Origin of the sequence: Pandoraea sp. XY-2, from assembly GCF_004193915.1 — a bacterium.
In the GTDB taxonomy this organism is placed as follows: Bacteria; Pseudomonadota; Gammaproteobacteria; order Burkholderiales; family Burkholderiaceae; genus Pandoraea; species Pandoraea cepalis.
Genome location: NZ_CP030849.1, coordinates 323,548 through 346,854 on the forward strand (window position 1 = coordinate 323,548; position 23,307 = coordinate 346,854).

At 65.0% G+C, this 23,307-nt stretch carries 22 protein-coding genes and 3 pseudogenes; 8 read left to right on the forward strand and 17 right to left on the reverse strand.

Annotated features, from left to right (window positions below):
- Positions 1-32 precede the first annotated feature (32 nt).
- The 7 genes from DRB87_RS01375 (at position 33) to DRB87_RS01405 (ending at position 5,867) form a co-directional block, all read left to right on the forward strand.
- Positions 33-1,037 carry an ABC transporter permease subunit gene (locus DRB87_RS01375; protein WP_130024582.1) on the forward strand — a complete coding sequence of 335 codons (1,005 nt, stop codon included), beginning with the start codon at positions 33-35 and terminating at the stop codon, positions 1,035-1,037.
- A gap of 12 nt (positions 1,038-1,049) precedes the next feature.
- On the forward strand, positions 1,050-1,970 hold the full coding sequence (locus DRB87_RS01380) for an ABC transporter permease subunit (RefSeq protein WP_130024583.1): 921 nt from the start codon (positions 1,050-1,052) through the stop codon (positions 1,968-1,970).
- On the forward strand, positions 1,967-2,971 hold the full coding sequence (locus tag DRB87_RS01385; protein ID WP_130024584.1) for an ABC transporter ATP-binding protein: 1,005 nt from the start codon (positions 1,967-1,969) through the stop codon (positions 2,969-2,971). The genes DRB87_RS01380 and DRB87_RS01385 overlap by 4 nt, the downstream gene beginning before the upstream one ends.
- Positions 2,968-4,014 (forward strand): dipeptide ABC transporter ATP-binding protein, encoded by a 1,047-nt coding sequence (locus DRB87_RS01390; protein ID WP_240756136.1) that lies wholly within the window; start codon positions 2,968-2,970, stop codon positions 4,012-4,014. The genes DRB87_RS01385 and DRB87_RS01390 overlap by 4 nt, the downstream gene beginning before the upstream one ends.
- Before the next feature lie 32 nt (positions 4,015-4,046).
- A complete protein-coding gene (locus DRB87_RS01395) occupies positions 4,047-5,012 on the forward strand; it encodes a TraB/GumN family protein (RefSeq protein WP_130024585.1) in 966 nt (321 codons plus the stop codon).
- Between the two features lie 145 nt (positions 5,013-5,157).
- The gene (locus DRB87_RS01400; RefSeq protein ID WP_130024586.1) at positions 5,158-5,568 is read left to right on the forward strand and encodes a hypothetical protein; all 411 of its coding nucleotides are present in this window, start codon (positions 5,158-5,160) and stop codon (positions 5,566-5,568) included.
- The gene (locus DRB87_RS01405; RefSeq protein ID WP_165385220.1) at positions 5,565-5,867 is read left to right on the forward strand and encodes a type II toxin-antitoxin system RelE/ParE family toxin; all 303 of its coding nucleotides are present in this window, start codon (positions 5,565-5,567) and stop codon (positions 5,865-5,867) included. The genes DRB87_RS01400 and DRB87_RS01405 overlap by 4 nt, the downstream gene beginning before the upstream one ends.
- A gap of 32 nt (positions 5,868-5,899) precedes the next feature.
- Here the strand turns inward: DRB87_RS01405 and ureG are convergent, their stop codons facing one another.
- The 17 genes and pseudogenes from ureG to urtA all read right to left on the reverse strand — a co-directional run bounded on the left by ureG (position 5,900) and on the right by urtA (position 21,475).
- On the reverse strand, positions 5,900-6,538 hold the full coding sequence (gene ureG / locus DRB87_RS01410) for an urease accessory protein UreG (RefSeq protein WP_130024588.1): 639 nt from the start codon (positions 6,536-6,538) through the stop codon (positions 5,900-5,902).
- 90 nt (positions 6,539-6,628) lie between these two features.
- Positions 6,629-7,354 carry an urease accessory protein UreF gene (locus DRB87_RS01415; RefSeq protein ID WP_130024589.1) on the reverse strand — a complete coding sequence of 242 codons (726 nt, stop codon included), beginning with the start codon at positions 7,352-7,354 and terminating at the stop codon, positions 6,629-6,631.
- A gap of 205 nt (positions 7,355-7,559) precedes the next feature.
- Positions 7,560-8,216: pseudogene (gene ureE, locus DRB87_RS01420) on the reverse strand (urease accessory protein UreE); the annotation flags it as partial.
- A gap of 60 nt (positions 8,217-8,276) precedes the next feature.
- Positions 8,277-9,977 carry an urease subunit alpha gene (gene ureC, locus DRB87_RS01425; RefSeq protein WP_017234020.1) on the reverse strand — a complete coding sequence of 567 codons (1,701 nt, stop codon included), beginning with the start codon at positions 9,975-9,977 and terminating at the stop codon, positions 8,277-8,279.
- The gene (locus tag DRB87_RS01430; protein WP_130024590.1) at positions 9,974-10,279 is read right to left on the reverse strand and encodes an urease subunit beta; all 306 of its coding nucleotides are present in this window, start codon (positions 10,277-10,279) and stop codon (positions 9,974-9,976) included. The genes ureC and DRB87_RS01430 overlap by 4 nt, the downstream gene beginning before the upstream one ends.
- A 45-nt stretch (positions 10,280-10,324) precedes the next feature.
- Positions 10,325-10,900 (reverse strand): HupE/UreJ family protein, encoded by a 576-nt coding sequence (locus DRB87_RS01435; protein ID WP_130027658.1) that lies wholly within the window; start codon positions 10,898-10,900, stop codon positions 10,325-10,327.
- Positions 10,901-11,133: 233 nt separating this feature from the next.
- On the reverse strand, positions 11,134-11,436 hold the full coding sequence (locus tag DRB87_RS01440) for an urease subunit gamma (RefSeq protein ID WP_017234023.1): 303 nt from the start codon (positions 11,434-11,436) through the stop codon (positions 11,134-11,136).
- Between the two features lie 163 nt (positions 11,437-11,599).
- Positions 11,600-12,321, reverse strand: a pseudogene (locus DRB87_RS01445) (amino acid ABC transporter ATP-binding protein).
- Positions 12,308-12,958, reverse strand: a complete 651-nt coding sequence (locus DRB87_RS01450; protein WP_130024591.1) for an amino acid ABC transporter permease — start codon at positions 12,956-12,958, stop codon at positions 12,308-12,310. Before DRB87_RS01450 ends, DRB87_RS01445 begins: the two are co-directional and overlap by 14 nt.
- The gene (locus tag DRB87_RS01455) at positions 12,955-13,641 is read right to left on the reverse strand and encodes an amino acid ABC transporter permease (RefSeq protein ID WP_130024592.1); all 687 of its coding nucleotides are present in this window, start codon (positions 13,639-13,641) and stop codon (positions 12,955-12,957) included. Before DRB87_RS01455 ends, DRB87_RS01450 begins: the two co-directional genes overlap by 4 nt.
- A 40-nt stretch (positions 13,642-13,681) precedes the next feature.
- The gene (locus DRB87_RS01460) at positions 13,682-14,452 is read right to left on the reverse strand and encodes a transporter substrate-binding domain-containing protein (RefSeq protein ID WP_130027659.1); all 771 of its coding nucleotides are present in this window, start codon (positions 14,450-14,452) and stop codon (positions 13,682-13,684) included.
- A gap of 442 nt (positions 14,453-14,894) precedes the next feature.
- Positions 14,895-15,746 (reverse strand): urease accessory protein UreD, encoded by an 852-nt coding sequence (locus DRB87_RS01465; RefSeq protein WP_130024593.1) that lies wholly within the window; start codon positions 15,744-15,746, stop codon positions 14,895-14,897.
- Positions 15,747-15,823: 77 nt separating this feature from the next.
- On the reverse strand, positions 15,824-16,525 hold the full coding sequence (urtE, locus tag DRB87_RS01470) for an urea ABC transporter ATP-binding subunit UrtE (RefSeq protein ID WP_130024594.1): 702 nt from the start codon (positions 16,523-16,525) through the stop codon (positions 15,824-15,826).
- 2 nt (positions 16,526-16,527) lie between these two features.
- Positions 16,528-17,394 (reverse strand): urea ABC transporter ATP-binding protein UrtD, encoded by an 867-nt coding sequence (gene urtD / locus DRB87_RS01475; protein ID WP_130024595.1) that lies wholly within the window; start codon positions 17,392-17,394, stop codon positions 16,528-16,530.
- Complete coding sequence (gene urtC, locus DRB87_RS01480) at positions 17,391-18,593, reverse strand: urea ABC transporter permease subunit UrtC (RefSeq protein WP_130024596.1); 1,203 nt, start codon at positions 18,591-18,593, stop codon at positions 17,391-17,393. Before urtC ends, urtD begins: the two co-directional genes overlap by 4 nt.
- Entirely contained in the window at positions 18,594-20,216 is a 1,623-nt protein-coding gene (gene urtB / locus DRB87_RS01485; RefSeq protein ID WP_130024597.1) for an urea ABC transporter permease subunit UrtB, read from the reverse strand.
- Between the two features lie 62 nt (positions 20,217-20,278).
- A complete protein-coding gene (urtA, locus tag DRB87_RS01490; protein WP_369751579.1) occupies positions 20,279-21,475 on the reverse strand; it encodes an urea ABC transporter substrate-binding protein in 1,197 nt (398 codons plus the stop codon).
- Between the two features lie 622 nt (positions 21,476-22,097).
- On the opposite strand from urtA, the pseudogene DRB87_RS01495 reads away from it, so the two are divergent.
- A pseudogene (locus DRB87_RS01495) lies at positions 22,098-23,302 on the forward strand (MFS transporter).
- Positions 23,303-23,307: the final 5 nt, after the last annotated feature.

Consider the following 23,307-nt stretch of genomic DNA (forward strand, 5'->3'; position numbering starts at 1 on the left):
GGCGGTGCGCGAAGCCCCCACGGAAACCTCCTATGCTGAGATTCGTCATGAGACGACTGGGCATGGTGATCCCGACGTTCATCGGCATCACTGTCCTGGCGTTCGCGCTCATTCACCTGATTCCCGGCGATCCGATCGAAGTGCTCGTGGGCGAGCGAAATCTCGACCCTGTCATGCATGCCGAGGCGATGAAGCGCCTGGGTCTCGATCAGCCGCTCACCACGCAATATTTCGTCTATCTGAAGCACGCGGCGCAAGGTGACCTCGGGCGCTCCATCGTCACCAACGAGGGGGTGCTTCACGAGTTCTTCGCCCGCTTTCCCGCGACGCTCGAACTTGCCCTGTGCGCAATGATCTTCGCGCTCGCCGTCGGCTTGCCCGCCGGCGTGGCGGCGTCGCTGCGGCGCGGCAAAATGCTCGACCACACCACGATGGGCGCGGCCCTCACGGGCTACTCCATGCCGATTTTCTGGTGGGGCCTGCTGCTCATCATGTTCTTCTCCGTCTACCTGCAATGGACGCCCGTGTCCGGCCGCATTGGCGTGGAGTACGATGTGCCGCACATTACCGGCTTCATGCTCATCGACACATTGCTCTCGGGCGACGAAGGGGCGTTCAGTTCCGCGGTGAGTCATCTGATTCTGCCCACCATTGTGCTCGGCACCGTGCCGCTCGCGGTGATTGCCCGCATGACGCGCTCGGCCATGCTCGAAGTGCTTCGCGAGGACTACATCCGTACGGCGCGTGCGAAGGGACTCTCGCCGTGGCGCGTGATCGTCGTGCATGCGTTGCGCAATGCGCTGATTCCGGTCATCACCGTGATCGGTCTGCAAGTCGGCGCGCTGCTCGCCGGTGCGGTGCTGACCGAGAACGTGTTCTCGTGGCCCGGCATCGGCAAATGGCTGATCGATGCCATTCTGCGACGCGACTATCCGGTGGTGCAGGGCGGCATTTTGCTCATCGCAACGGGCGTGATCCTGGTCAACCTGCTGGTCGACGTGCTTTATGGCGTCGTCAACCCGCGCATCCGGCATTGAGGAACGTCAATCATGAGCGATACACCGGCTACGCTGCCGTCCCCCGCCGCCGTGACGGCCACGCCTCGTGGGCGTTTGTTCCGGGAGTTCCTGCGCAGCTTCACCGCGAACCGTGGTGCAACGGCCGCGGCCATCGTGCTGTTGTCGATGTTCGTGGCGGCGATCTTCGCGCCATGGATCGCGCCGCACAGCCCCATCGAGCAATATCGCGACTTCGTGAAGATTCCGCCCGCCTGGTTCGACGGCGGCAACCTTCAGTTCCTGCTCGGGACCGACGAGGCAGGCCGCGACATTCTCTCGCGTCTGATCTATGGCGCACGCCTGTCGTTCTGGATCGGCCTGTCGTCGGTGGTGCTCTCGCTGATTCCGGGCATTCTGCTGGGGCTGCTGGCGGCGTTCTTTCCACGTTGGCTCGACACGCCGATCATGCGGTTGATGGACATGATGATGGCGTTGCCGTCGCTGTTGCTGGCCGTGGCCGTGGTCGCCGTGATCGGCCCGGGCCTCGCCAACACGACCATCGCCATCGCGATCGTGACGTTGCCGGCGTATGTGCGTTTGACGCGCGCGGCGGCGATCGGCGAGTTGCAGCGCGAATACGTCATTGCCTCGCGCATGGCCGGGGCGGGCACGCTGCGACTGATGTTCTCGACGGTGTTGCCGAACTGCGCGGCGCCGCTCATCGTGCAGGCGACGCTGAGTTTTTCGGTGGCCATTCTCGATGCGGCGGCGCTCGGCTTTCTCGGCTTGGGCGTGCAGCCGCCGCTCGCCGAGTGGGGCTCGATGCTCGCCTCCGCACGCGACTACATGGAAAGTGCCTGGTGGATTGTGACGCTGCCGGGACTTGCGATCGTCATCTCGGTGCTCGCCATCAACCTGGTCGGCGACGGCCTGCGCGACGCACTTGACCCCAAACTGAAGCGAATCGCATGAGCCTGCTCTCCATTCGAAATCTTTCGGTCGACTTCGACGGCGCACGCGCTGTCGAGGGCATTGACCTCGACGTCGGCCAGGGTGAGATTCTTGGCGTGGTCGGCGAATCCGGTTCGGGCAAGAGCGTGACGATGCTCGCGCTCATGGGGCTGGTCGACGCGCCAGGCCGCGTACGCGCCGACGAAGTACGCTTCGACGGACGCGATCTGCTGCGCGCGTCGGCGCGCGAGCGGCGCGGCATCGTCGGCCGCGACGTGTCGATGATCTTTCAGGACGCGCTTTCCAGCCTGAATCCGAGCTACACCGTTGGCTATCAGATCGCTGAGGTGTTGCGCCGCCACATGGGGCTGCGCGGACGTGCGTTGCACGATCGCGTCGTCGAGTTGCTGGAGCAGGTCGAAATTCCGGATGCCGCGAACCGGGTCGGCGCGTATCCGCATCAACTCTCCGGCGGAATGAACCAGCGGGTGATGATTGCGATGGCGATTGCCTGTCGCCCGAAGCTGCTCATTGCCGACGAGCCGACCACCGCGCTCGACGTCACCATCCAGGCGCAGATCATGGCCTTGCTGCTGCAATTGCAGAAGGATCACGGCATGGCGCTCGTGCTGATATCCCATGATCTCGCCGTGGTGGCCGAAGTCGCGCACCGGGTGGCCGTCATGTATGCGGGGCAGGTGATCGAAAACCAGCAGGTGCCGGCGCTGTTCGATGCCCCGCATCATCCCTACACGGAGGCGTTGCTCGCAGCGATTCCCGAGCACAACCGGGGCGTGCGGCGACTGCGTACGTTGCCGGGCATGGTGCCGGGGCGCGACGATCGGCCGACGGGCTGTCTGCTTTCGCCGCGTTGTCCGTATGCCGACGACCATTGCCGCACGGTGCCCCCGGCGTTGAAGCCCTACGTCGGGCCGAACGCGTCGGGCTCGCCCCAGGTGCGATGTTTCAAGCCGCTGCCGCATGCGGTGGCGGACGAACGGACGACAGGAGGAGCGCAATGAGTGAAACCGTTTTCGCGACACCTCCGGGAGTGCCGCAGGCCCCGGCCGCACATGAAGCTGGCCGCGACGGCAGCCGCGTGGTGCTCGCCGCCCACGATTTGACGCGCTTCTACGCCGTCAATCGTGGCTTCATGCGCCCGCAGGCCACGGTCAAGGCACTCAACGGCGTGTCGTTCTCGCTGGCCGCCGGTCGTACGCTGGCCGTGGTCGGCGAGTCGGGGTGCGGCAAATCGACGCTGGCGCGGGTGCTGACGTTGATCGAAGCGCCGACGTCCGGCAGACTCGTGGTCGACGCGACCGAGACCACGGCGGCGTCGGCGGGGGCGCTGGCGCCGCTGCGCACGCGGATCCAGATGGTGTTCCAGAACCCGTATGCGTCGCTCAACCCTCGCAAGACGGTGGGGCAGGCGCTCGACGAGCCGCTGTCCATCAACACCTCGGCGAGCCGTGCCGAACGCGGCGAGACGATCGCGGCGATGATGCGCACGGTGGGGCTGCGTCCGGAACATGTGGCGCGCTATCCGCACATGTTCTCTGGCGGGCAGCGGCAGCGGGTGGCGATTGCCCGGGCGATGATCCTGTCGCCGGCCATCGTGGTCGCGGACGAGCCGGTTTCGGCCCTGGATGTCTCAATTCAGGCACAGATCCTGAATCTTTTCATGGATTTGCAGGACCGATACGCGACGAGTTACGTATTCGTGTCGCATAATCTCGCCGTGGTCGAGCATGTGGCCGACGACGTCATGGTGATGTATCTCGGCCGGGCGGTCGAACACGGCCCCAAGGCCGCCGTGTTCGGCAAGCCGCTGCATCCGTACACCAAGGCGCTGATGTCGGCGACGCCGGCGATCAAGGCCGCCGAGCGGCGCGTGAAGATGGCGCTGACCGGCGAGTTGCCCTCGCCGCTGCGGCCACCGCCGGGGTGTGCGTTTGCGCCGCGCTGTCCGTACGCGATAGACCGTTGCCGCGAAGAAGTGCCGCAACTGCGCAAGCTCGACGAGCGTCTGGTGGCGTGCCATCGGGTTGAAGACATTGAGGGATGACGAGATTGGGTGGACCACCACGCGCGACGCATGTGAGTCGGGGCGCTGCATTGGCCGGCTGGCTGCTCGGTTGCCTGCTGATGACGTTCGCCATCACGCTGGACGCGGCGTCGATCGTAACGCCGCAAGCCGTGGCGCCGCGAACGTTGCCGCTGGTCGTGCCCGAGCCGGGCGAATCGCCGCCTGGCGCCAATCTCCCGTTCTACGAAGCCCGCAAGGGCGACATGACCATCTACGTGATGGGCACCCTGCACGTCGGCAAGCCGGACGACTACCCATTTCGCAAAGTCGTGGTCGATGCGCTGCGCGTGTCGTCGGTGGTGGCGTTCGAGTTGTCGCCCGACGACCTGACGATGTCCCAGGACGACGTGCAGAAGTACGGCATGTGCTCACGCGCCTGTCTGCCGAGGCTGATCCCGGGGCCGCTGTGGCGTAAGCTGCGCGCGCGTCTCAAGGGCAATCCGGCGATGCTGGCCGAGATTCGTCACATGCGCCCCTGGCTGGCGGCGCTGCTCGTCGAGACGCTGGATTCGATGGGGGCCGATCTGCAAACGGAGTACGGCACCGAGAACCAGTTGGAGAACATCTATCGCGGTCGCATCGTCGGTCTCGAATCGCTGGCAGAGCAGATGGATGCCTTCACCGGACTGTCGTCGGCCCAGCAGAACGAACTACTGGCGCAGGAGTTGGTGCTCACACCCAAAACGGCAACGGCGCAGGTCGAGGAGTTGCATCGCCTGTGGCGGGCCGGGGATGCCGAGCTGGTGTTCGACTGGTCGCAGAGCAAGGCGGCACAGGTGCGGCGCAACGTGGCACTGGCCGATGCCATCGACGAGCGCATTCTGTACTCGCGCAATCGACGTTTTCTGGCGCGCATGCTGTTTCTGGCGGACCCGGGCAAGCCGGTCTTCGTCGCCATCGGCACGCTCCATCTCGGCGGCCCGCATGGGGTGCTGCAACTGCTGCGGGAGCATGGATTTTCCGTGGCGCAGCGGTAGTCTGAAACGGACCTGAGACAGGCGGGCGATCCGGCTAGGAATCGCCCGAGAAACAATCCCACCCGATTGACTCCCCCATCCCTGACGATTAATTTGGTCACACTCGTGTGAGTGGCCCCCGCCCAAATCCTTGTCAGGAGTCACGATGCCAATTGTCGATCAAAGCGCCGATCTTGCCGCGCGCCAAGCGCCGGTGCATGCCATTCCCTCCACGTCTTTCGAGCCGTCTGAGCCGTCTGAGCCCGTTGAGCCCAAAGAGCATTACACGCTCAGCGTTGAAGAAGAAGCGCAGATTCTCTACGACGCAACGATCCGTGGACTTGCCGACGTGGCCGCCGGCCGCAAGCTGCCCAGCGAGGTCGTAAAGACCGGATGCTCCGTCGACCTCAATGAAGCGTATTTCGAGTTCCCGCATGACCCCAGCGAGATCCACGTCGACGAGTTTGTGGGCATCCTACTGGGGCTGCGGGACGCCGACGCCGGGCGCACGGTACCTGATGAGGTGGTCAGCGCCCAGTTCGCCGAATATCGTCGGAGGCTGTTGGATTCGCTGTGAGTGTGACGATTCGTTGGTCGGAATATGCCCTGCGCGAACGCGTTATCCTCTGGAACCAGTTGTCGAATGCCAGCCCCAGCGCAGCCTTGAACCTGAATGTGTCCGTGGAGCGCGCGCTTAGGCATCTGCGGTGTTTTCCGGCGATGGGGCGTCCGCACAGGGCGGGGAACACCCGGGTGTTGGTGCCCCATAAACGCTACAAACTCATCTATCGATTAAAGGAGAACGCGGTCACCATCCTGTCATTACACAACGTCAGTCGTCCCTGGCCGCCCAGGGACTACCCGTTCCACGACTGACGTATCCCCGGCCGGCGGCTTCGTGCATGACCTCAAGCCAGCATCCCTCGCGCCTCGATAAAACGGATGATCTCCTGAAGGCCTTTGCCTTCCCTCATGTTCCCCATGACGAACGGACGCATGCCGCGCATCTTTTGCGTATCCGCACGCATGATGTCCAGCGATGCGCCGACGTAGGGGGCAAGGTCGGTCTTGTTGATGACGAGGAGATCGGACTTGGTGATGCCGGGGCCGCCCTTGCGCGGTATCTTCTCGCCACCGGCCACATCGATCACGTAGATCGTGAGATCCGAGAGTTCGGGACTGAACGTGGCGGCGAGGTTGTCGCCGCCCGATTCGATGAAGACCACATCGGCGTCGGGAAAGCGTTCGAGCATGCGCTCGACCGCTTCGAGGTTGATCGACGCATCTTCCCGGATGGCCGTATGCGGGCACCCGCCCGTCTCGACACCGAGAATGCGCTCGGGCGCCAGCGCGCCGGCCACCGTGAGCAGGCGCTGGTCTTCCTTCGTATAGATGTCGTTGGTGATGACGACGAGATCGTAGCGCTCGCGCATGGCTTTGCAGAGCATCTCGGTCAGGGTGGTCTTGCCGGAGCCGACCGGGCCTCCGATGCCGACACGCAGCGGCGGATTCTTCTTGGTACGACGGGCGTTGGCAGAAGTCGTCATGGCGAATGTCGTGGGTGGCGGAAAAAAGGAGAGGTGACGAAATAGCGAAATGACGAAATGACGAAAGTCGAGGACGCGACGTATCGTGCCTCACGAACGGAACAAGCGTGAATACTGTGTTTCGTGACGCGACGCGAGAATGGCGAGCGCCGGGGAAAAGGTATTGATCCGGTCTTCCGGCAACGACGCGGCTCGATGCGCGGCATCGACCACACGAGGGCGCAATGCCACGATCACCCGTTGTGCGGCCAATTGTCCGAGCGGCACGGCCTTGAGCGCGCCGGCCACCTGATTCTCAAGCCAACTGAACGCGTAAGCGACGAGCGTGTCCAGCAGCGGAGCGCCATGCGTCAGCGCCGCGAAGGCGAAGGCCGTTGGCAACGCGATCGGACGCAGCGAGGACAGGTGCTCCCGCTGTATCGCGTCGCCCCATTCGAGGGAGATCGCCAGTTGCGTGAGCGACCACCCCATCTGCTCGGTTTCCGCGCGCAACTCGGCCGCCTCGCGCGTCGCGAGCAGCCAATCGTTCACGCGGACGAGCGATGCCATGTCCCGCGATTGCCAGTGACGCCACTGCCTCGCAAGCAGCGCCATCTCGCCGGTCGTGAACACGCCGTCGAGCTGGCTGGCAATCCAGCGCTCGGCGCTCGGGGCATCGTGAATGATGCCGTGTTCGACCGCGGCTTCAAGCCCTTGTGAATAGCTGAACGCGCCGATGGGCAGCGCCGGGGAGGCGAGATGCAGCAGCGCGGCGAGCGACTGCAGCGACGCGGCGGCAACCGTTTCAGTGAGCGGTCTGGCCAGACTTGCCGTCATTGGTCGAACTCACAGAAAGAGGTGCATCGTCCGGTGCGCGGGCATGATCATGCACGCCATCTGGGCCGTGCGCATGGACATGGTCGCGAGGAACGTCGTGGGCGTGTGAGTGCGCGCAATCAGCCCCATGCACGTGAGCCGGCGAGTGATCGCAATCGGGGTCGTGCACGTGACTTGGCGAGTGGGCGCAATCGGGGTCATGCACGTGGGCCGGCGAGTGATCGTGATGGCACCCCGGGCCGTGAACATGACCGTGGTCGTGGTTGTGATCGTGCGAATGCGCGTGCCCATGCCCATGCCCATGCCCTTGATCTTGGTCGTGGTCATGACCCTGGTCGTGCGAATGGCCATGATGCTCATGGAACACGCGCTGGGCGAGCGCCAAATCTTCGGCGAAGGTCGCATCGTGACCATGCTTGTGCCCACCGCCATAGGCGCCCGCCTCGGGTTCGAACGGCATCAGCGCTTCGGCAACGTCGACATCCAGTCGCAGCAACATGTCGCGCAGCACCGGGTCGTACTCGAGCTTGAGATAACCATCGCCCACTTCGACCGGGGTATGCCGATTGCCGAGATGGTATGCCGCGCGGGTCAGCGCGAGCGGCGTGGCGGCCGTTACGAGCAGCACCGTCTCCGGGGCGGCTTCCACGCGAATGAGGCCGCCGTCGTCGGCCACGAGGCCATCACCGCCACGCAGCACAGTGCCGCGCGGCAGGAACAGGGCGACGTCTTCGCCGGTCTCCAGCGTGGCGCGCAGGCGGCTCTTGCTGCGCGCATCGAACGGCAGCACGAGCGCCGGGGCACGCCGCATGAGCGGCGCAGCCAGGCGTCCGGCCTCGAGGCGCTTCTCGACGCGACGCAGCGTCGTCGAAGGGGCGGCGTTGTCCGCCGAGGGGGGCGATTCGGGGGCTTGCGACATAGGTCAGAAAAGGAAGTAACGTTGCGCCATCGGCAGCACGCTCGCAGGCTCGCAGGTCAGCAACTGGCCGTCGGCGATCACCTGATAGGTCTCGGGGTCGACGCTGATATGCGGCAGCCAGTCATTGTGGATCATGTTGGCCTTGGTCACCTGCCGGATATTGCGCACCGGCACGATGCGCTTGGCCAGTCCATAGCGGCCGGCCACGTCGCCATCGTACGCCGCCTGCGACACAAACGTGAGCGACGTGCGCGCCAGCGCCCCGGCGCGCGCGCCGAACATTTCGCGATAGTGCACCGGCTGAGGCGTCGGGATGGACGCGTTCGGGTCCCCCATGAGCGCTGACGTAATCATGCCGCCCTTGAGAATCAGCGACGGCTTCACGCCGAAGAACGCCGGCTCCCACAGGACCAGGTCGGCCCATTTACCGACCTCCACCGAGCCGATCTCATGGGCCATGCCGTGTGTGATCGCCGGGTTGATCGTGTACTTCGCCACGTAGCGCTTGACGCGGAAGTTATCGGCCTGCGCCGAGTCGGTGCCGAGCGCGCCGCGCTGTACCTTCATCTTGTGCGCCGTCTGCCAAGTTCGCATGACGACCTCGCCGACGCGCCCCATGGCCTGAGAGTCCGACGAGATCATCGACAGTGCGCCGAGGTCATGCAGGATGTCTTCGGCGGCAATCGTTTCGCGGCGAATGCGCGATTCGGCGAACGCAATGTCTTCCGCGATGGCCGGATCGAGGTGATGGCAGACCATCAACATGTCGAGATGCTCGTCGAGCGTGTTGATGGTGTACGGCCGCGTCGGGTTGGTGGACGACGGCAGCACGTTCGCCTCGCCGCAAACTTTGAGAATGTCCGGTGCGTGACCGCCTCCGGCGCCCTCGGTGTGGTACGTGTGGATCGTGCGGCCCTTGATGGCCGCAACGGTGGCTTCGACGAAGCCGCCCTCGTTGAGCGTGTCGGTGTGGATGGCGACCTGCGTATCGGTCGCATCGGCCACCGACAGGCAGGCGTCGATGGCGGCCGGCGTGGAGCCCCAGTCTTCGTGCAGCTTCAAGCCGATCGCGCCGGCCTCGATCTGCTCCATCAACGGGGCGGGCTGGCTGACGTTGCCCTTGCCGAGAAAGCCGAGGTTGATCGGCCAGCCGTCGGCCGCTTGGAGCATGCGCTCCAGGTGCCACGGCCCCGGCGTGCAGGTGGTGGCGTTCGTGCCGGTCGCCGGCCCGGTGCCGCCGCCGAGCAGCGTGGTCACGCCGGACGACAGCGCCTCGTCGATCTGTTGCGGGCAAATGAAGTGGATGTGCGAGTCGATGCCGCCTGCCGTGACGATCATGCCTTCGCCGGCGATCACTTCCGTCGCGCCGCCCAGTGGAATGGTCACGCCGGGCTGGATGTCCGGATTGCCCGCCTTGCCGATGCCCCAGATCCGCCCGTCCTTGAGTCCGATGTCGGCTTTGACGATGCCCCAGTGGTCGATGATGACGGCATTGGTGATGACGGTATCCACGACGTCGGCGCGCGTGCGCTGCGATTGGCCCATGCCGTCGCGAATCACCTTGCCGCCGCCGAACTTCACTTCTTCGCCGTAGATCGTATAGTCGCGCTCGATCTCGACGATGAGTTCCGTGTCGGCGAGCCGCAGCCGGTCGCCCGTCGTGGGGCCGAACATTTCCGCATAGGCGCGGCGTGAAATCTTCATAGCGCCCCCATCACGCGACCCGCGAAGCCGAAGACGCGTCGGTCCCCCGCCAGCGCGACCAGTTCGACCGTGCGTTGTTGCCCCGGCTCGAAGCGCACCGCGGTGCCGGACGCAATGTTCAGGCGAAAGCCGCGCGTCGCTTCGCGGTCGAATTGCAGCGCGTCGTTGACTTCGTAGAAGTGAAAATGCGAGCCGATCTGGATCGGGCGATCGCCGGTGTTGGCAACGCTCACGCTGAGGGTCGGGCGACCCTCGTTCAGCGTGATGTCACCTGCGGCGGGCAACAGTTCTCCGGGAATCATGAGCGTCTCTTGGAGGAATTGAAGGATGCGCGCAATCTTGGCCGCTCAGGCCGCCGCGACGAGCAGCGCCGCGCCGTAGGCGAGCACGCCCGCTCCGAGCACGCGCGGCAACCACGCGGCACGGCGACGCAGCGCAACGCCGGCAACGATGCCCAGACTGTGCAGCACGCCGGTCGCAAGCAGGAAGCCTGCCATGTAATGCATGGCGCTCGCCTCGGCCGGCAATTCCGCACCGTGAGCCACCCCATGGAAGATCGCGAACGCGCCGACGACGGCGGCCCCCACTGCGCCGGGCAGCTTCGCGCGCGTCGCGAGCATGAGTCCCAGCACGAGCAGCGAGACGGCAATCATCGGCTCCACGCCCGGCAGCCCCGCGCCATACGCCATGCCGAGCAACCCGCCTGCGGCAAGCATGGCGACGAAAGCCAACGGGGCGAGCCAGACACGTTTCGACGTGAGCGCACTCCACAAGCCAACCACGATCATGGCGCAAAGGTGATCGGCACCGGTGAGCGGATGCACGAAACCGGCGACGAAACTGCCCGCCGCGTCATGGCCCGGATGACCGGGGTGTGCGAGCGCGAGACTCGATGCGGCGAGCAGCGCGAGGCCAGTCGTCACACGCACGACGCGACGGTACGTGCGACTGGGGGCCGGGGAAGCATCCGCCGCGCACGCGACGGTCACTTCATGGGCATCATGGGCATTCGGGAGGCGGGCCACTGACATGAGACGTCCTTAAGATGGGATTGTCGACGACAGAGAAACGGTTTCGAATCGAAGGACAACGATGAACGAGCGCGAATGGCGACGATGGCCGCCACTGCACGAGGGGCATTCCGCGCGTGCGCCCTTCAGGGAATCGGGTGGTGCACGGTGACGAGCTTGGTGCCGTCCGGAAACGTGGCTTCGACCTGAATGTCCGGAATCATTTCGGGCACGCCTTCCATCACGTCGTCGCGCGAGAGCAGCGTGGTGCCGTAATGCATCAGGTCGGCCACGGTGCGTCCGTCGCGCGCGCCTTCCATGAGGGCGGCGCTGATGAAGGCCACGGCCTCCGGGTAATTCAGCTTCAGCCCGCGCGCACGCCGACGTTCGGCGAGCAAGGCGGCGGTGAAGATGAGCAGCTTGTCTTTTTCGCGTGGAGTGAGCTTCATCGTGAACGGGGGGAACGTCAATGCGAAAGGGTCGTGGGGCGGTCGCCGTTGCCGCACATCATAGGCGCACGCCCTTGTCCGCGCCACTGGGTTTTGCCGTCTGCGTGGCGCGCACCAAAACTGTGCGAAACGACGCGGCGGCAAGTGTCGGTCATTGGCGTCGTCATTGGCAGAGAAAGCGCTGCAATTCCGGTGTCGACGGCTGCGTGAAGAGGGTTTCCGGCGCGCCGGACTCCCAGATCTTGCCCTGATGCATGAACACCACGCGGTCCGACACATGACGGGCGAAGCGCATCTCATGCGTGACGAGAATCAGCGTCATGCCTTCGGCGGCAAGGTTTTCAAGCACCCCAAGCACTTCGGCGACCAACTCGGGATCCAGCGCCGAGGTGATCTCGTCGCACAGCATCACGGCCGGACGCATGGCGAGCGAGCGGGCGATCGCCACACGCTGCTGTTGACCGCCCGAGAGCTGCGATGGATAGCTGTCGAACTTGTCGGCCAATCCCACCTTGTCGAGCATGGCGCGGGCAACGTCGCGCGCTTCGGCGCCAGGCGTTTTCTTCACCACCTTCTGCGCGAGCATCACGTTTTCGCCGGCCGACAGATGCGGAAACAGGTTGTACTGCTGGAACACCATGCCGACTTTCAGACGCAGGGCGCGCAGATCGGTGTCGCGCGCGCCGACGTGCACGCCCTCGACGGCGACACTGCCCGCGTCGAACCGCTCCAGGCCGTTGAGCGTGCGCAGCAATGTGCTCTTGCCCGACCCACTCTTGCCGATGATCGACACGACCTGACCGCGCTCGACGTCCAGATCGATGCCCTTGAGCACGGGGTTTCGCCGAAGCGCTTTTGCATGCCCCTGACTTCAATGAGCGACATGGAGTTTCCTTTCGAGATGACGCGCCCACAGCGACAGCGGATAGCAGGCAGCAAAGTAGAACAGCGCGACGAGGCCGTACACGGTAAACGGCTGGAACGTCGCGTTGGTGAGCATGGTGCCGGTCTTGGTGAGTTCGTCGAAGCCGATGATCGACGCGAGCGCCGTGCTCTTGACGACCTGCACCGAGAAGCCGACCGTGGGCGCGATGGCAATGCGCAGCGCCTGCGGCAAGATCACGTGACGCAGTTGCTCGCCGAAGCGCATGGCGAGACTCGACGAGGCCTCCCATTGGCCGTGCGGAATCGCGTCGACGCAGCCGCGCCAAATCTCCGTGAGATAGGCGCTCGTGTAGAGCGTGAGGCACACGGCCGCCGCGACCCAGGGCGAGACGTCGAGGCCGAGCAGCGGCAAGCCGAAGAACACCAGGAACAACTGCATGAGCAGCGGCGTGCCCTGGAACACTTCGATATACAGCGCCACGGCGCGTGCTGCCCAGGAAACGCGTCCAACGCGCACGACAAGCAACATCAGGGCGACGCCGCCGCCGCAGACGAAGGCGATGGCCGAGAGTGCCAGTGTCCAGCGTGCCGCGAGCAGCAGGCCGCGCAGCATGTCCCACGTCGAGAACTCGATCATCGGGCACCTGCCTTGACGTTGACCGTGCCGCGAAAGAGGCGCCGTGCGCAGCGCATCAGCACACGACGCAGTGCGATCGCGAGCGTGAGGTACACGGCGGTGACGATCAGATAGCTCTCGAACGCCCGGAACGTGCGCGACTGCACGAAGTTGGCGGCGTACGACAGATCGGGCACGGAGATCTGCGAGACGACGGCCGACCCCAGCATCACGATCACGATCTGGCTGGCGAGTGCGGGGAACACCTTGGCAAACGCCTGCGGCAAGATCACATGACGCAGGATCTGAGCGCGCGTCATGGCGAGCGACAGTCCCGCTTCAGACAGACCGCGCGGCACCGCGCGCATGCCGGCGCGAATGATCTCGGTGGCGTATGCGCCGAGGTTTACGCTCATGGCGAGGACGGCGGCGGTCGTCTCGTCGATATGAATGCCAAGACTCGGCAGTCCGAAGAAGATGAAGAAGAGCTGCACGATGAACGGCGTGTTGCGGATCAGCTCGACGTACAGCCCGGTAATGGCTTTGAGCCACACCGCGCCTTCCTCGCGGGCGACGGCGCACAGCGCGCCGACGCTCACGCCCACGACCGTGGACACGGCCGTGAGCACAACCGTCAGCGCGGCGCCGCGCACGAAGAGCATCAGGTATTGCCGCAGATCGGCAAAATCGAGAACGTAATGCATGTGAAGCCGGTGAGGAGTCGCGAGGGGCGGGATGCCAAGATCAGAGATTCGTCGGCAGCGGCATGCCGAGCCACTTCTGCGAGATGTTGCTCAGCGCGCCATCTTTCTTCGCAGCGGCGAGAATCTCGTTGACCTTGCCGAGCAGGCGCGGCTCGTTCTTGTTCAGGCCGACGAAGCACGGCGAGTTCTTGATGAGAAACTTCGGCTCCGGCAACTTGGGCGGGTGCTTGGCGAGAATGGCCGCGGCCACGACGTTGCCCGTGGCGACTAGTTGCACCTGCCCGGAGAGAAACGCCGAGATCGTGCCGTTGTTGTCTTCGAAGCGCTTGATCGTGGCGTCGGCCGGGGCGATCTTCGAGAGTTCGATGTCTTCGACGGCGCCGCGCGTCACGCCGACGGTTTTGCCCGACAGATCGGCGGGCTTGGACACCGCGAGATCCTTGGGCCCGAACACGCCGTTGTAGAACGGCGCATACGCTTGCGAGAAATCGATGACCTTCTCGCGCTCGGCGCTCTTGCCGAGGCTGGAGATCACCAGGTCGGCCTTGTTCGTCGTGAGGTAGGGGATGCGGTTGGCGCTCGTCACCGGCACCAGTTCCAGCTTCACGCCCATGCCCTTGGCGAGCAAGGCGGCAGCGTCAATGTCGTAGCCGACCGGCTTCATGTCGGCGCCGATCGAGCCGAACGGCGGGAAGTCTTGCGGCACGGCCACGCGCAGGGTGCCACGCTTGACGATGTCGTCGAGTCCGTCGGCATGCGCGCTGCGCGGCACTGCCACGGCGAAGACGGTGATTGCGCTCACGGCCAGCATCAGCGTGGTGAAAGCGCGACGGGTCCGTGCGCGTGCGCCGAGCGTGGCGGCAACGGTGTCGTGAGAGAAGGCACTACGAATGAACGGCAGCATAGAGGCAACCTCGGGGATCAGGGGGCGAAGCATTCCGGTAACAGGAGTGTTCCGGCGGCCGGCACATCTGGTCTGACCGGTCGATACAGTGATCTAGCAGGAATCGTGCCCGGCAATGCTTCGGGTCACGAGGCTGATGGGATGGGGCGCACGCACGCGCAACGTGCCGTGGCGACGGCTACGGCGACGGCAATGGCGACGACAACGGGAAGTGGCGAAAACGGGGAGGGAAGCCCAGCATTGGTGCGAAATCGGGCCGGCGAGGGTGACGCGGCATCGTGCGCGTCACCGTTATGGTGCGTGTGGTGCGTGTGGTGCGTGTGGTGCGCGTGACGGGAGGGAAGCCGTCTCACGTCGCCCAGAGTCGCAGCGGCTCCGCGGGCACGCCGTGAACGAGCGGGCGCAGCGTCAGCCAATGCGAGACCAGCAACCGCCGTACCGTCTCCATGTCGTGTCCGAGCACGCGCAGCACGAGCACGTTGCCCGGCAGGCACGTGATCCCCGCGCGCAGCGTGTCGTCGAACGGCAGGCCTTGGGCGAGCGACTCGGCCAGCTCGCGTGTGCAAGCGGCACCGACGGCCCACAGCGTGGCGAAGACCGGGAAGCCCGCGAGCGCGGTGGTACCGGTGCGTTGCGCATCGTCGGCGTCGAGCACGGCCTGTTCCGCCCACAGCAGACGATCCGTCGCATCGCGCAGTTCGAAGCGCGCGTGCCATTGACCGTGCGTCCACTGCTCACCCGCCGCCTGACGGCCAAGCAACGTGGCGTCCCAGCCGATGACGGACGCGTTCTCGCCAAGCTTCACGGTGATGCATTGGCGCGCATCCGCATGCTCGAACACGATGTTCTCGAGCGGCAACCAGTCGAGCTTCGCGCCGTCGCGCACGCTGAGGCGGATGTCCTGCGTCCCGAATCGGCCTTGCGACTTGTACCACTTGGTCGCCCCGGGCGTGGTCAATACCGCGTGCGCGTTCTCACCGACTTCGACGTCGATGGACAGCGTGTCGCCGCCCGCAATCCCGCCGGGCGGATGCACGACCACGGCATGGCAAATGCCGGGGCCTTCCGGATGAAGCGACTTCTGGACGACGAGCGGGCCGTGGTGGCGTCGCGTGGCGAGAACGGTGCGTGCTCCGTGACGGGCGAAGCCGAGCGTCAGCGCGGCGTGCCAGCCGGCGCTGGGCGTGTGCAGAGAATTCATGAAAATCGTTCGGCTATGGATGGCGCGAATCTAGCATGCGCCGCCAGCGCGCGACATCGAAACCTGCCGCCTCTGTCTCACACGGTCACCTGATGCCGTACGCCGTCGGCTTCCATGTCCTTGCCCAGGCCGCTCGCCACGATGGCGCCCCGACTCATCACGCGATAGTGATCCGCGAGTTGCAGGGCAAAGTCGTAATACTGCTCGACCAGCAATACCGTCATGCCGCGTTCGTCGACCAGACGCCGCAATGTTGTCCCGATGTCCTTGATGATCGATGGTTGAATGCCTTCGGTCGGCTCGTCGAGGATCAGCAGTTGCGGGTCGCTCATGAGCGCGCGTCCGATGGCGAGTTGCTGTTGTTGCCCGCCGGACAGGTCGCCGCCGCGCCGCTGCTTCATATCGCGTAACACGGGGAACAGTTCGTAGATGTGCTCGGGCACGCCGCGCTTGGCCTCGCGCGCGGGACGGCTCGCCGCACCGATCAACAGATTCTCTTCGACAGTAAGACGCGGGAAGATCTCGCGACCTTGCGGTACATACGCCAGCCCATGCGCCACGCGCGCGTACGGAGGGGCCGACGTCAGTGCAGTGCCGCGCCACGCGATGCTGCCAGATTTCACCGGCACCACGCCCATGAGGCACTTGAGCAATGTGGTCTTGCCCACGCCGTTGCGCCCGAGCAGCACGGTGAGCTGACCGTCGGGCACGGTGAACTCCACGTTGCGCAGAATGTGGCTGCCGCTGTAGTACTGATTGAGTGCGTGAATTTCCAGCATGGTCAGCGTCCCAGATACGATTCGATCACGCGCTCGTCGCGTTGCACGACATCGAGCGTGCCTTCCGCCAGCACCCGCCCTTCGGCCATCACGGTCACGAGCCCCGTCTCGCCGGCGAGGGCGGCGACGAACGCCATGTCGTGCTCGACCACCATCATCGAACAATGCCCGCGCAGCCGGTTGAGCAACTCGGCGAGCTGCGCGGTCTCCTCGTCGGTCATGCCGGCGGCGGGTTCGTCCAGCAGCAGGAGTTGCGGTTGCTGCATGAGCAACATGCCGATCTCCAGGCGCTGCTTCTGGCCGTGCGACAACTGGCCCGCACGCACATGTGCCTGATGCTCCAGGTGCGTGAGCGTGAGCACTTCCTCGATGCGGCGTCGAATGGTCGGCGTGAGCATGTCCCACAGTGCGCGGAACCAGCGTTTGTCGCCCGCACACGAGAGTTCGAGGTTCTCCCACACGCTGTGATGTTCGAACACCGTGGGCTTCTGGAACTTGCGGCCAACGCCCGCCTGCGCGATAGCGGGCTCGTCGAGCCGGGTGAGGTCGAGCGTCTGGCCGAGGAAGGCGCGGCCGGCATCGGGGCGGGTCTTGCCCGTCACGACGTCCATCATCGTTGTCTTGCCCGCGCCGTTCGGGCCGATGACGCAGCGCAGCTCGTCGGTCTTGATCGCCAGCGACAGGTCGTTGAGGGCGCGAAAGCCGTCGAACGATACGGAGATGTTCTCGAGGTACAGGATAAGACCGTGCGACGTGTCGATCTCTCCCGGCACCACGAGATGCGACATCCCGGTAGCGTCGCCGCTGACGGTGACGGATGCATCGGGTGCGTCGGCGATCTGCCAGCTGATGTCGATGTCGGGTCTCATGCGCGGTCTCCGGTGGCAGGGTGCGGCGCATCGCCTTCGGCGGCGGCCGGCGAGTGCAGCGTGCGCTTGCGGGACAGTTGTGCGACGAGGCCGATCACGCCCTGCGGCAGCAGCAGGGGCACGAGCACGAACATCGCGCCGAGGAAGAACAGCCAGTACTCGGCGAAGTAAGCCGTGAAGAAGCTTTTCGCACCGTTGACGAGGAACGCGCCGGCAATCGCGCCCACCAGCGAGCCGCGTCCGCCGATCGCGACCCAGATCGCCATCTCGATGGAGTTCACCGGCGCCATCTCGCTCGGGTTGATGATGCCGACCTGCGGCACGTAAAGTGCGCCCGCAACGCCGCACAGCATGGCGGACAACGTCCACACGAACAGCTTGTAGCTCAGCGGCCGGTAGCCGAGGAACATGGCGCGCGATTCGCCGTCGCGAATGGCCGTGACCACGCGGCCGAACTTGGAGACGACCAGCGCGCGGCACAGCAGGAAGGCGCCGATCAGTACGACGAACGTCACGAGGAACAGCACCGTGCGCGTGTTCGCCGACGTGATCGAGTAGCCGAGAATGCGCTTGAAGTCGGTGAACCCGTTGTTGCCGCCGAAGCCGGTCTCGTTGCGATAGAAGAGCAGCATGGCGGCGAACGTGAGCGCTTGCGTGATGATCGACAGGTACACGCCCTTCACGCGCGAGCGGAAGGCCAGGTACCCGAAGAGCCACGCAACCACGCCGGGCAGCGCCACGACGAGGAACATCGCCCAGGCGAAATGCTCGGTACCGGTCCAGTACCAGGGCAGCGACTTCCAGTCGAGAAACACCATGAAGTCGGGCAAGTTGCTGTGATACACGCCGTCGCGCCCGATGCCCCGCATCAGGTACATCCCCATGGCATATCCACCGAGCGCGAAGAACAGGCCGTGGCCCAGGCTCAGGATGCCGCAATAGCCCCACACCAGATCGAGCGCGAGCGCCGCGATCGCGTAGCACATGATCTTGCCCACAAGTGTCATCGCGTAGGCCGACAGGTGCAACGGGTGCGTGGCCGGCAGTACCAGGGCGCAAACCGGCACGAGAATCGTTACCGCCAGCACGAACGCGAACAGCAAGGGCGCGACATGCTTCGGCAGGAGCCGGGCGCGCGCCGGCACGTCCAGCGAGATCGAAGGGGCGATCCCTTCGGGCAGGAAGTTCGATGTCTGCATTCAGGCCTCCGCGCTGCGCCCTTTGAGCGCGAACATGCCCTGCGGGCGTTTCTGGATGAACAGCACGATCAGGATCAGCACGGCGATCTTGGCGAGCACGGCGCCCCACACCGGTTCGAGCAGCTTGTTGGCGATGCCCAGGCCGAACGCACCGACGATGGTCCCGGCCAGTTGTCCCACGCCGCCCAGCACCACGGCCATGAACGAGTCGATGATGTAGCTCTGCCCGAGGTCCGGGCCGACGTTGCCGATCTGCGAAAGCGCGCATCCGCCCAGGCCGGCAATCCCCGCGCCAAACGCGAAGGCGTAGCTGTCGACGCGTCCCGTCTTCACGCCCACGCAGGCGGCCATCGACCGGTTCTGCGTGACGGCGCGAATGAACAGCCCCAGGCGCGTGAGGTTGAGCACCGACCACGTGAGCGCCACGACCACCAGCGCGAATATCAGGATCGCGATGCGGTTGTACGGCAGCATGAGGTTGGGCAGTACGGCGACGCCGCCGCTCATCCACGACGGATTGATCACTTCGACGTTCTGTGCGCCGAACAACGTGCGAACGCCCTGGATCATGAGCAGGCTGATACCGAATGTTGTGAGCAGCGTTTCGAGCGGGCGGCCGTACAGATGCTTGATGACGGTACGCTCCAGCACGAAACCGAGGGCGGCCGCCACGAGAAAGGCGGCGGGCACGGCGGCTACCAGATAGGCGTCGAAGGCCCCCGGCAGGAAGCGCTGAAAGAGGGTCTGCACCACGTACGTGGCATACGCGCCGACCATCAGGAATTCGCCGTGCGCCATGTTAATGACACCGATCAGGCCATAGGTGATGGCCAAGCCGAGCGCGGCGAGCAGCAGCACACTGCCGAGCGACAGGCCGGCGAAGAGCGTGCCGAAGAACTCGCTGCGGCGCTGCGCCGCGGCCAGTTTCGTCAGGGCGATGTCGGCGGCGCTGCGCACGTTGGCGTCGGGCTCGGCGTAGGTGCCGTCCGCTTGCTTCGCGACGATGGGCAGCAGCAGATCGCGCATCTGCGGGTCACCCGCCGCGGCGATCAGATCGATGGCTTCACGACGCTTCTTCGCGTCGGTGTCATGCAATGCTGTTTGCGCCCAGAGTTGGTCGAGCCGTTTGCGCAGCGTCGGATCGGTCTCCTTCTGGCGCGCCTGTTCGATGAGCGTCTTGAACGCGGGCGACGGGTTTTGCAGCATCGTCTCGATGGCTTTCGCCCGGGCGTCGTGATCGGGCGAGCGCAAGGCGCCGGCGGCGGCGGCCGTATCGACCTTGGCGCGCAGCACGTTGTTGAGCGTGATCGAACCCGCGTTCTCGCCCTTGATAGGGGCGCCTGTGATCGGATCGAGGGTCTTCTCCCCATCCTGGATGGCGAGGCGATCGCCCACGGTCACGACCGTGTCGTCGGCCAGCGCCTTGAGGAGCGCGACGGCCTGCGGCGAGCCGTCGGACACGAGATGATCGATGGCTTGCGATTTGGCGTCGAAGTCGTCGCCGGCGAGCGCCGTGAGGTCAGCGCCAGAGACGGCGGCATGGGCCAGGGAGGGAGTGGTCAGCGCGGCGCCCAGCGAGAGCAGGACAAGGGCGGCAGCGGTCCAGCGTCTTATCGTTATCATCAAAACCTCTGCGCGCGCCGGCGGCCGTCGATCCGGCGCCGGCGCAGGGAATGGAAGGAGGGTCAGACCTTGTCGGGCTTGCCTTCGTTACCCGCGATGTACGGGCTCCACGGCTGCGCACGCACCGTGGTCTTGGTCTTCCACACGACGTTGAACTGACCGTCCGGGCGGATCTCGCCGATCATCACCGGCTTGTGCAGGTGGTGATTGCCGTCCATGACCATGTCGAAGCCGTCCGGCGACTTGAAGGACTGGCCGATCATCGCGGTGCGTACCTTGTCGACGTCGACGCTGCCCGCTTTCTCGACGGCTTGCTTCCACATATGCATGCCGACGAACGTGGCTTCCATCGGATCGTTCGTGACGCGCTTGTCGCCGCCGGGCAGGCCCTTGGCCTTGACGTAGGCGAACCACTCCTTCTTGAATGCGTCGTTGGTCGGGTTCTTCACCGACATGAAGTAGTTCCATGCCGCGAGGTGTCCCACGAGGGGCTTCGTGTCGATGCCGCGCAGTTCCTCTTCACCCACGGAGAACGCCACCACCGGCACGTCGGTCGCTTTCAGACCCTGGTTGCCCAGTTCCTTGTAGAACGGCACGTTCGAATCGCCGTTGATGGTCGAGATGACTGTGGTCTTGCCGCCCTGGGCGAACTGCTTGATGTTGGCAACGATGGTCTGGTAATCGCTGTGGCCGAACGGCGTGTAGACCTCCTGAATGTCCTTGTCGGCCACGCCCTTCGAATGCAGGAAGGCGCGCAGGATCTTGTTGGTCGTGCGCGGATAGACGTAGTCGGTGCCGAGCAGGAAGAAGCGCTTGGCGCCGCCGCCTTCCTTGCTCATCACGTATTCCACCGCCGGGATCGCCTGCTGGTTCGGCGCCGCACCCGTGTAGAAGACGTTCTTCGACATCTCCTCGCCTTCGTACTGCACCGGGTAATAGAGCAGGCCGTTGAGTTCTTCGAAGACGGGCAACACCGACTTGCGCGACACCGACGTCCAGCAGCCGAACACCGCGGCGACTTTGTCCTTGGTGAGTAACTGGCGGGCTTTTTCCGCGAAGAGCGGCCAGTTCGACGCCGGGTCGACCACCACGGCTTCGAGCGGGCGGCCCATCACGCCACCCTTGGCGTTGATGTCGGCAATCGTCATGAGCGCGACATCCTTGAGCGACGTCTCCGAGATGGCCATCGTGCCTGAGAGCGAGTGCAGGATGCCGACCTTGATGGGCGACTTGCTCTGCGCGAACAAGTTGGGCGCCATGCCCGTCAGCGATGCGGCGCCCGAGAGGGCCGCCATCTGGAGTAGCGTGCGTCGTTTCATGGTACGTCTTCCCCTTTCCTGGTTAGACCGGTCGATCCGGTACCGGGGGACTTACGCAAAGGCCGTGCCAGCGATGGCCGGAATTGGGCATGCGAGGTCACGGTGCACATTCGCGCGAAGGGAAGTGTGGGACGTTGCAAAGCACGCACAGGCCCGTGAAAGCAGCGCCGTCGCGTCGAACCGATAGGGTCGATCACGTCGTACGCATGGGGCTCTGCGCCGTGGTTGATCGGCGTGTCGTCCTCCGAACGGGGCACCGTGGTGCGGCTGCGCGCCGAGTTGGTGCGCACCGAGTTGGCGCGATCCGGTGGCCTGATCGGCGGGAAGGTCGCTGGCCGCGGTGACTGAATGGCGCCCGGGACGCAGGACGACGAGATGGCATTTTTTGATGCATGATTGGCATTCGTGCCAAACCGGCCGACGGCAAGATGAGGGCTCCCGACGACTCTCCGACTTGTTCGACAACACGCTCATGACCGATGCCATTGCCGGGCGCGCCGCGCGCCCCACGGATTCCGAACCCAGCGGGCGCCAGAAGCATTCCGGGCGCCCCGATCGTTCGATGGGCCGCCGCTATGCCGCGGTGTTGGCCGCGTGTCAGGCGCTATTCACCGCGGGGTTGTCCGTCGATCTGACGTTGACGGGACTCGTCGGCTACATGCTGGCGTCCGACAAAGGTTATGCGACGCTGCCCTTCTCGTTGATTACCGTGGCATCCGCCATCACCACGATCTTTGCGTCGATGTTGATTCAGCGCATCGGACAGCGTCTCGGCTTCGCGCTGGGCGCATTGTTCGGCACGGTCGGCGGGCTGGTGTCGGTCATGGCGATCTACGAGCGCCACTTCGCGATGTTCTGCGCGGGACGGCATGTGTGGGGGTGTTTCAGGCATTCGCGCGCTATTACCGGCTGGCAGCGGCCGACGTCGTGCCGCTCGAAGACAAGCCACGCGCCATTTCCATCGTGCTCACCGGCGGCGTGCTGGCCGCGGTCATCGGACCAGCGCTCGCGGCTGGCAGTAAAGACTGGCTCGCGCCGGTGACGTTCGCGGGCTCGTATCTCGTCGTGGCGATCCTCTCGGCGATATCGCTGGTTTTGCTCGTCGGATTGCTGCGCGATTTACCGGTGCATGCCGTCGGCGGTGCGACCGGCGACGCCGGCGCGTTACCGGCCAGACCGCTCGGCGAGATCATGCGCCAGCCGATTTATGTGGCGGCGCTGGCGAACAACCTGATCGGCTTCATGGTGATGATGTTCGTCATGACAGCAACACCCATCGCGGCGGTGGCATGCGGACACAGTATCGACGACGGGGCGCACATCATCGAGTGGCACCTTGTGGGAATGTATGCGCCGTCGTTCTTCTCGGGGCATCTCGTCAAGCGCTGGGGTGTGGTGCCGGTGTTGCTGGCGGGCATTGCGATGAGTGCCCTGTGCGGGGTCGTCGCCCTTGCATCGACGAGCCTGCCGTACTTCTATGCGGCGCTGGCGTTGCTCGGCGTGGGCTGGAATTTCATGTTCGTGGGCGGCACGACGTTGCTCACGATGTCGTATCGTCCGGCGGAGCGTGCTCGCGCGCAGGCTGCCAACGAATTCATCACCTTCGCCGGGACGGCGCTCGCGAGTCTGTTCGCGGGGCAGTTGCTCGCTCGCTTTGGCTGGGCCACCATCAATCAGGCGACCTTCCCGCTGCTCGCGCTCGCGGCGCTGGCGACGGTATGGTATGCCGTCGACGCGAAGCGCCGTGCGGCGCCCGCGACGGCCTGACGCCC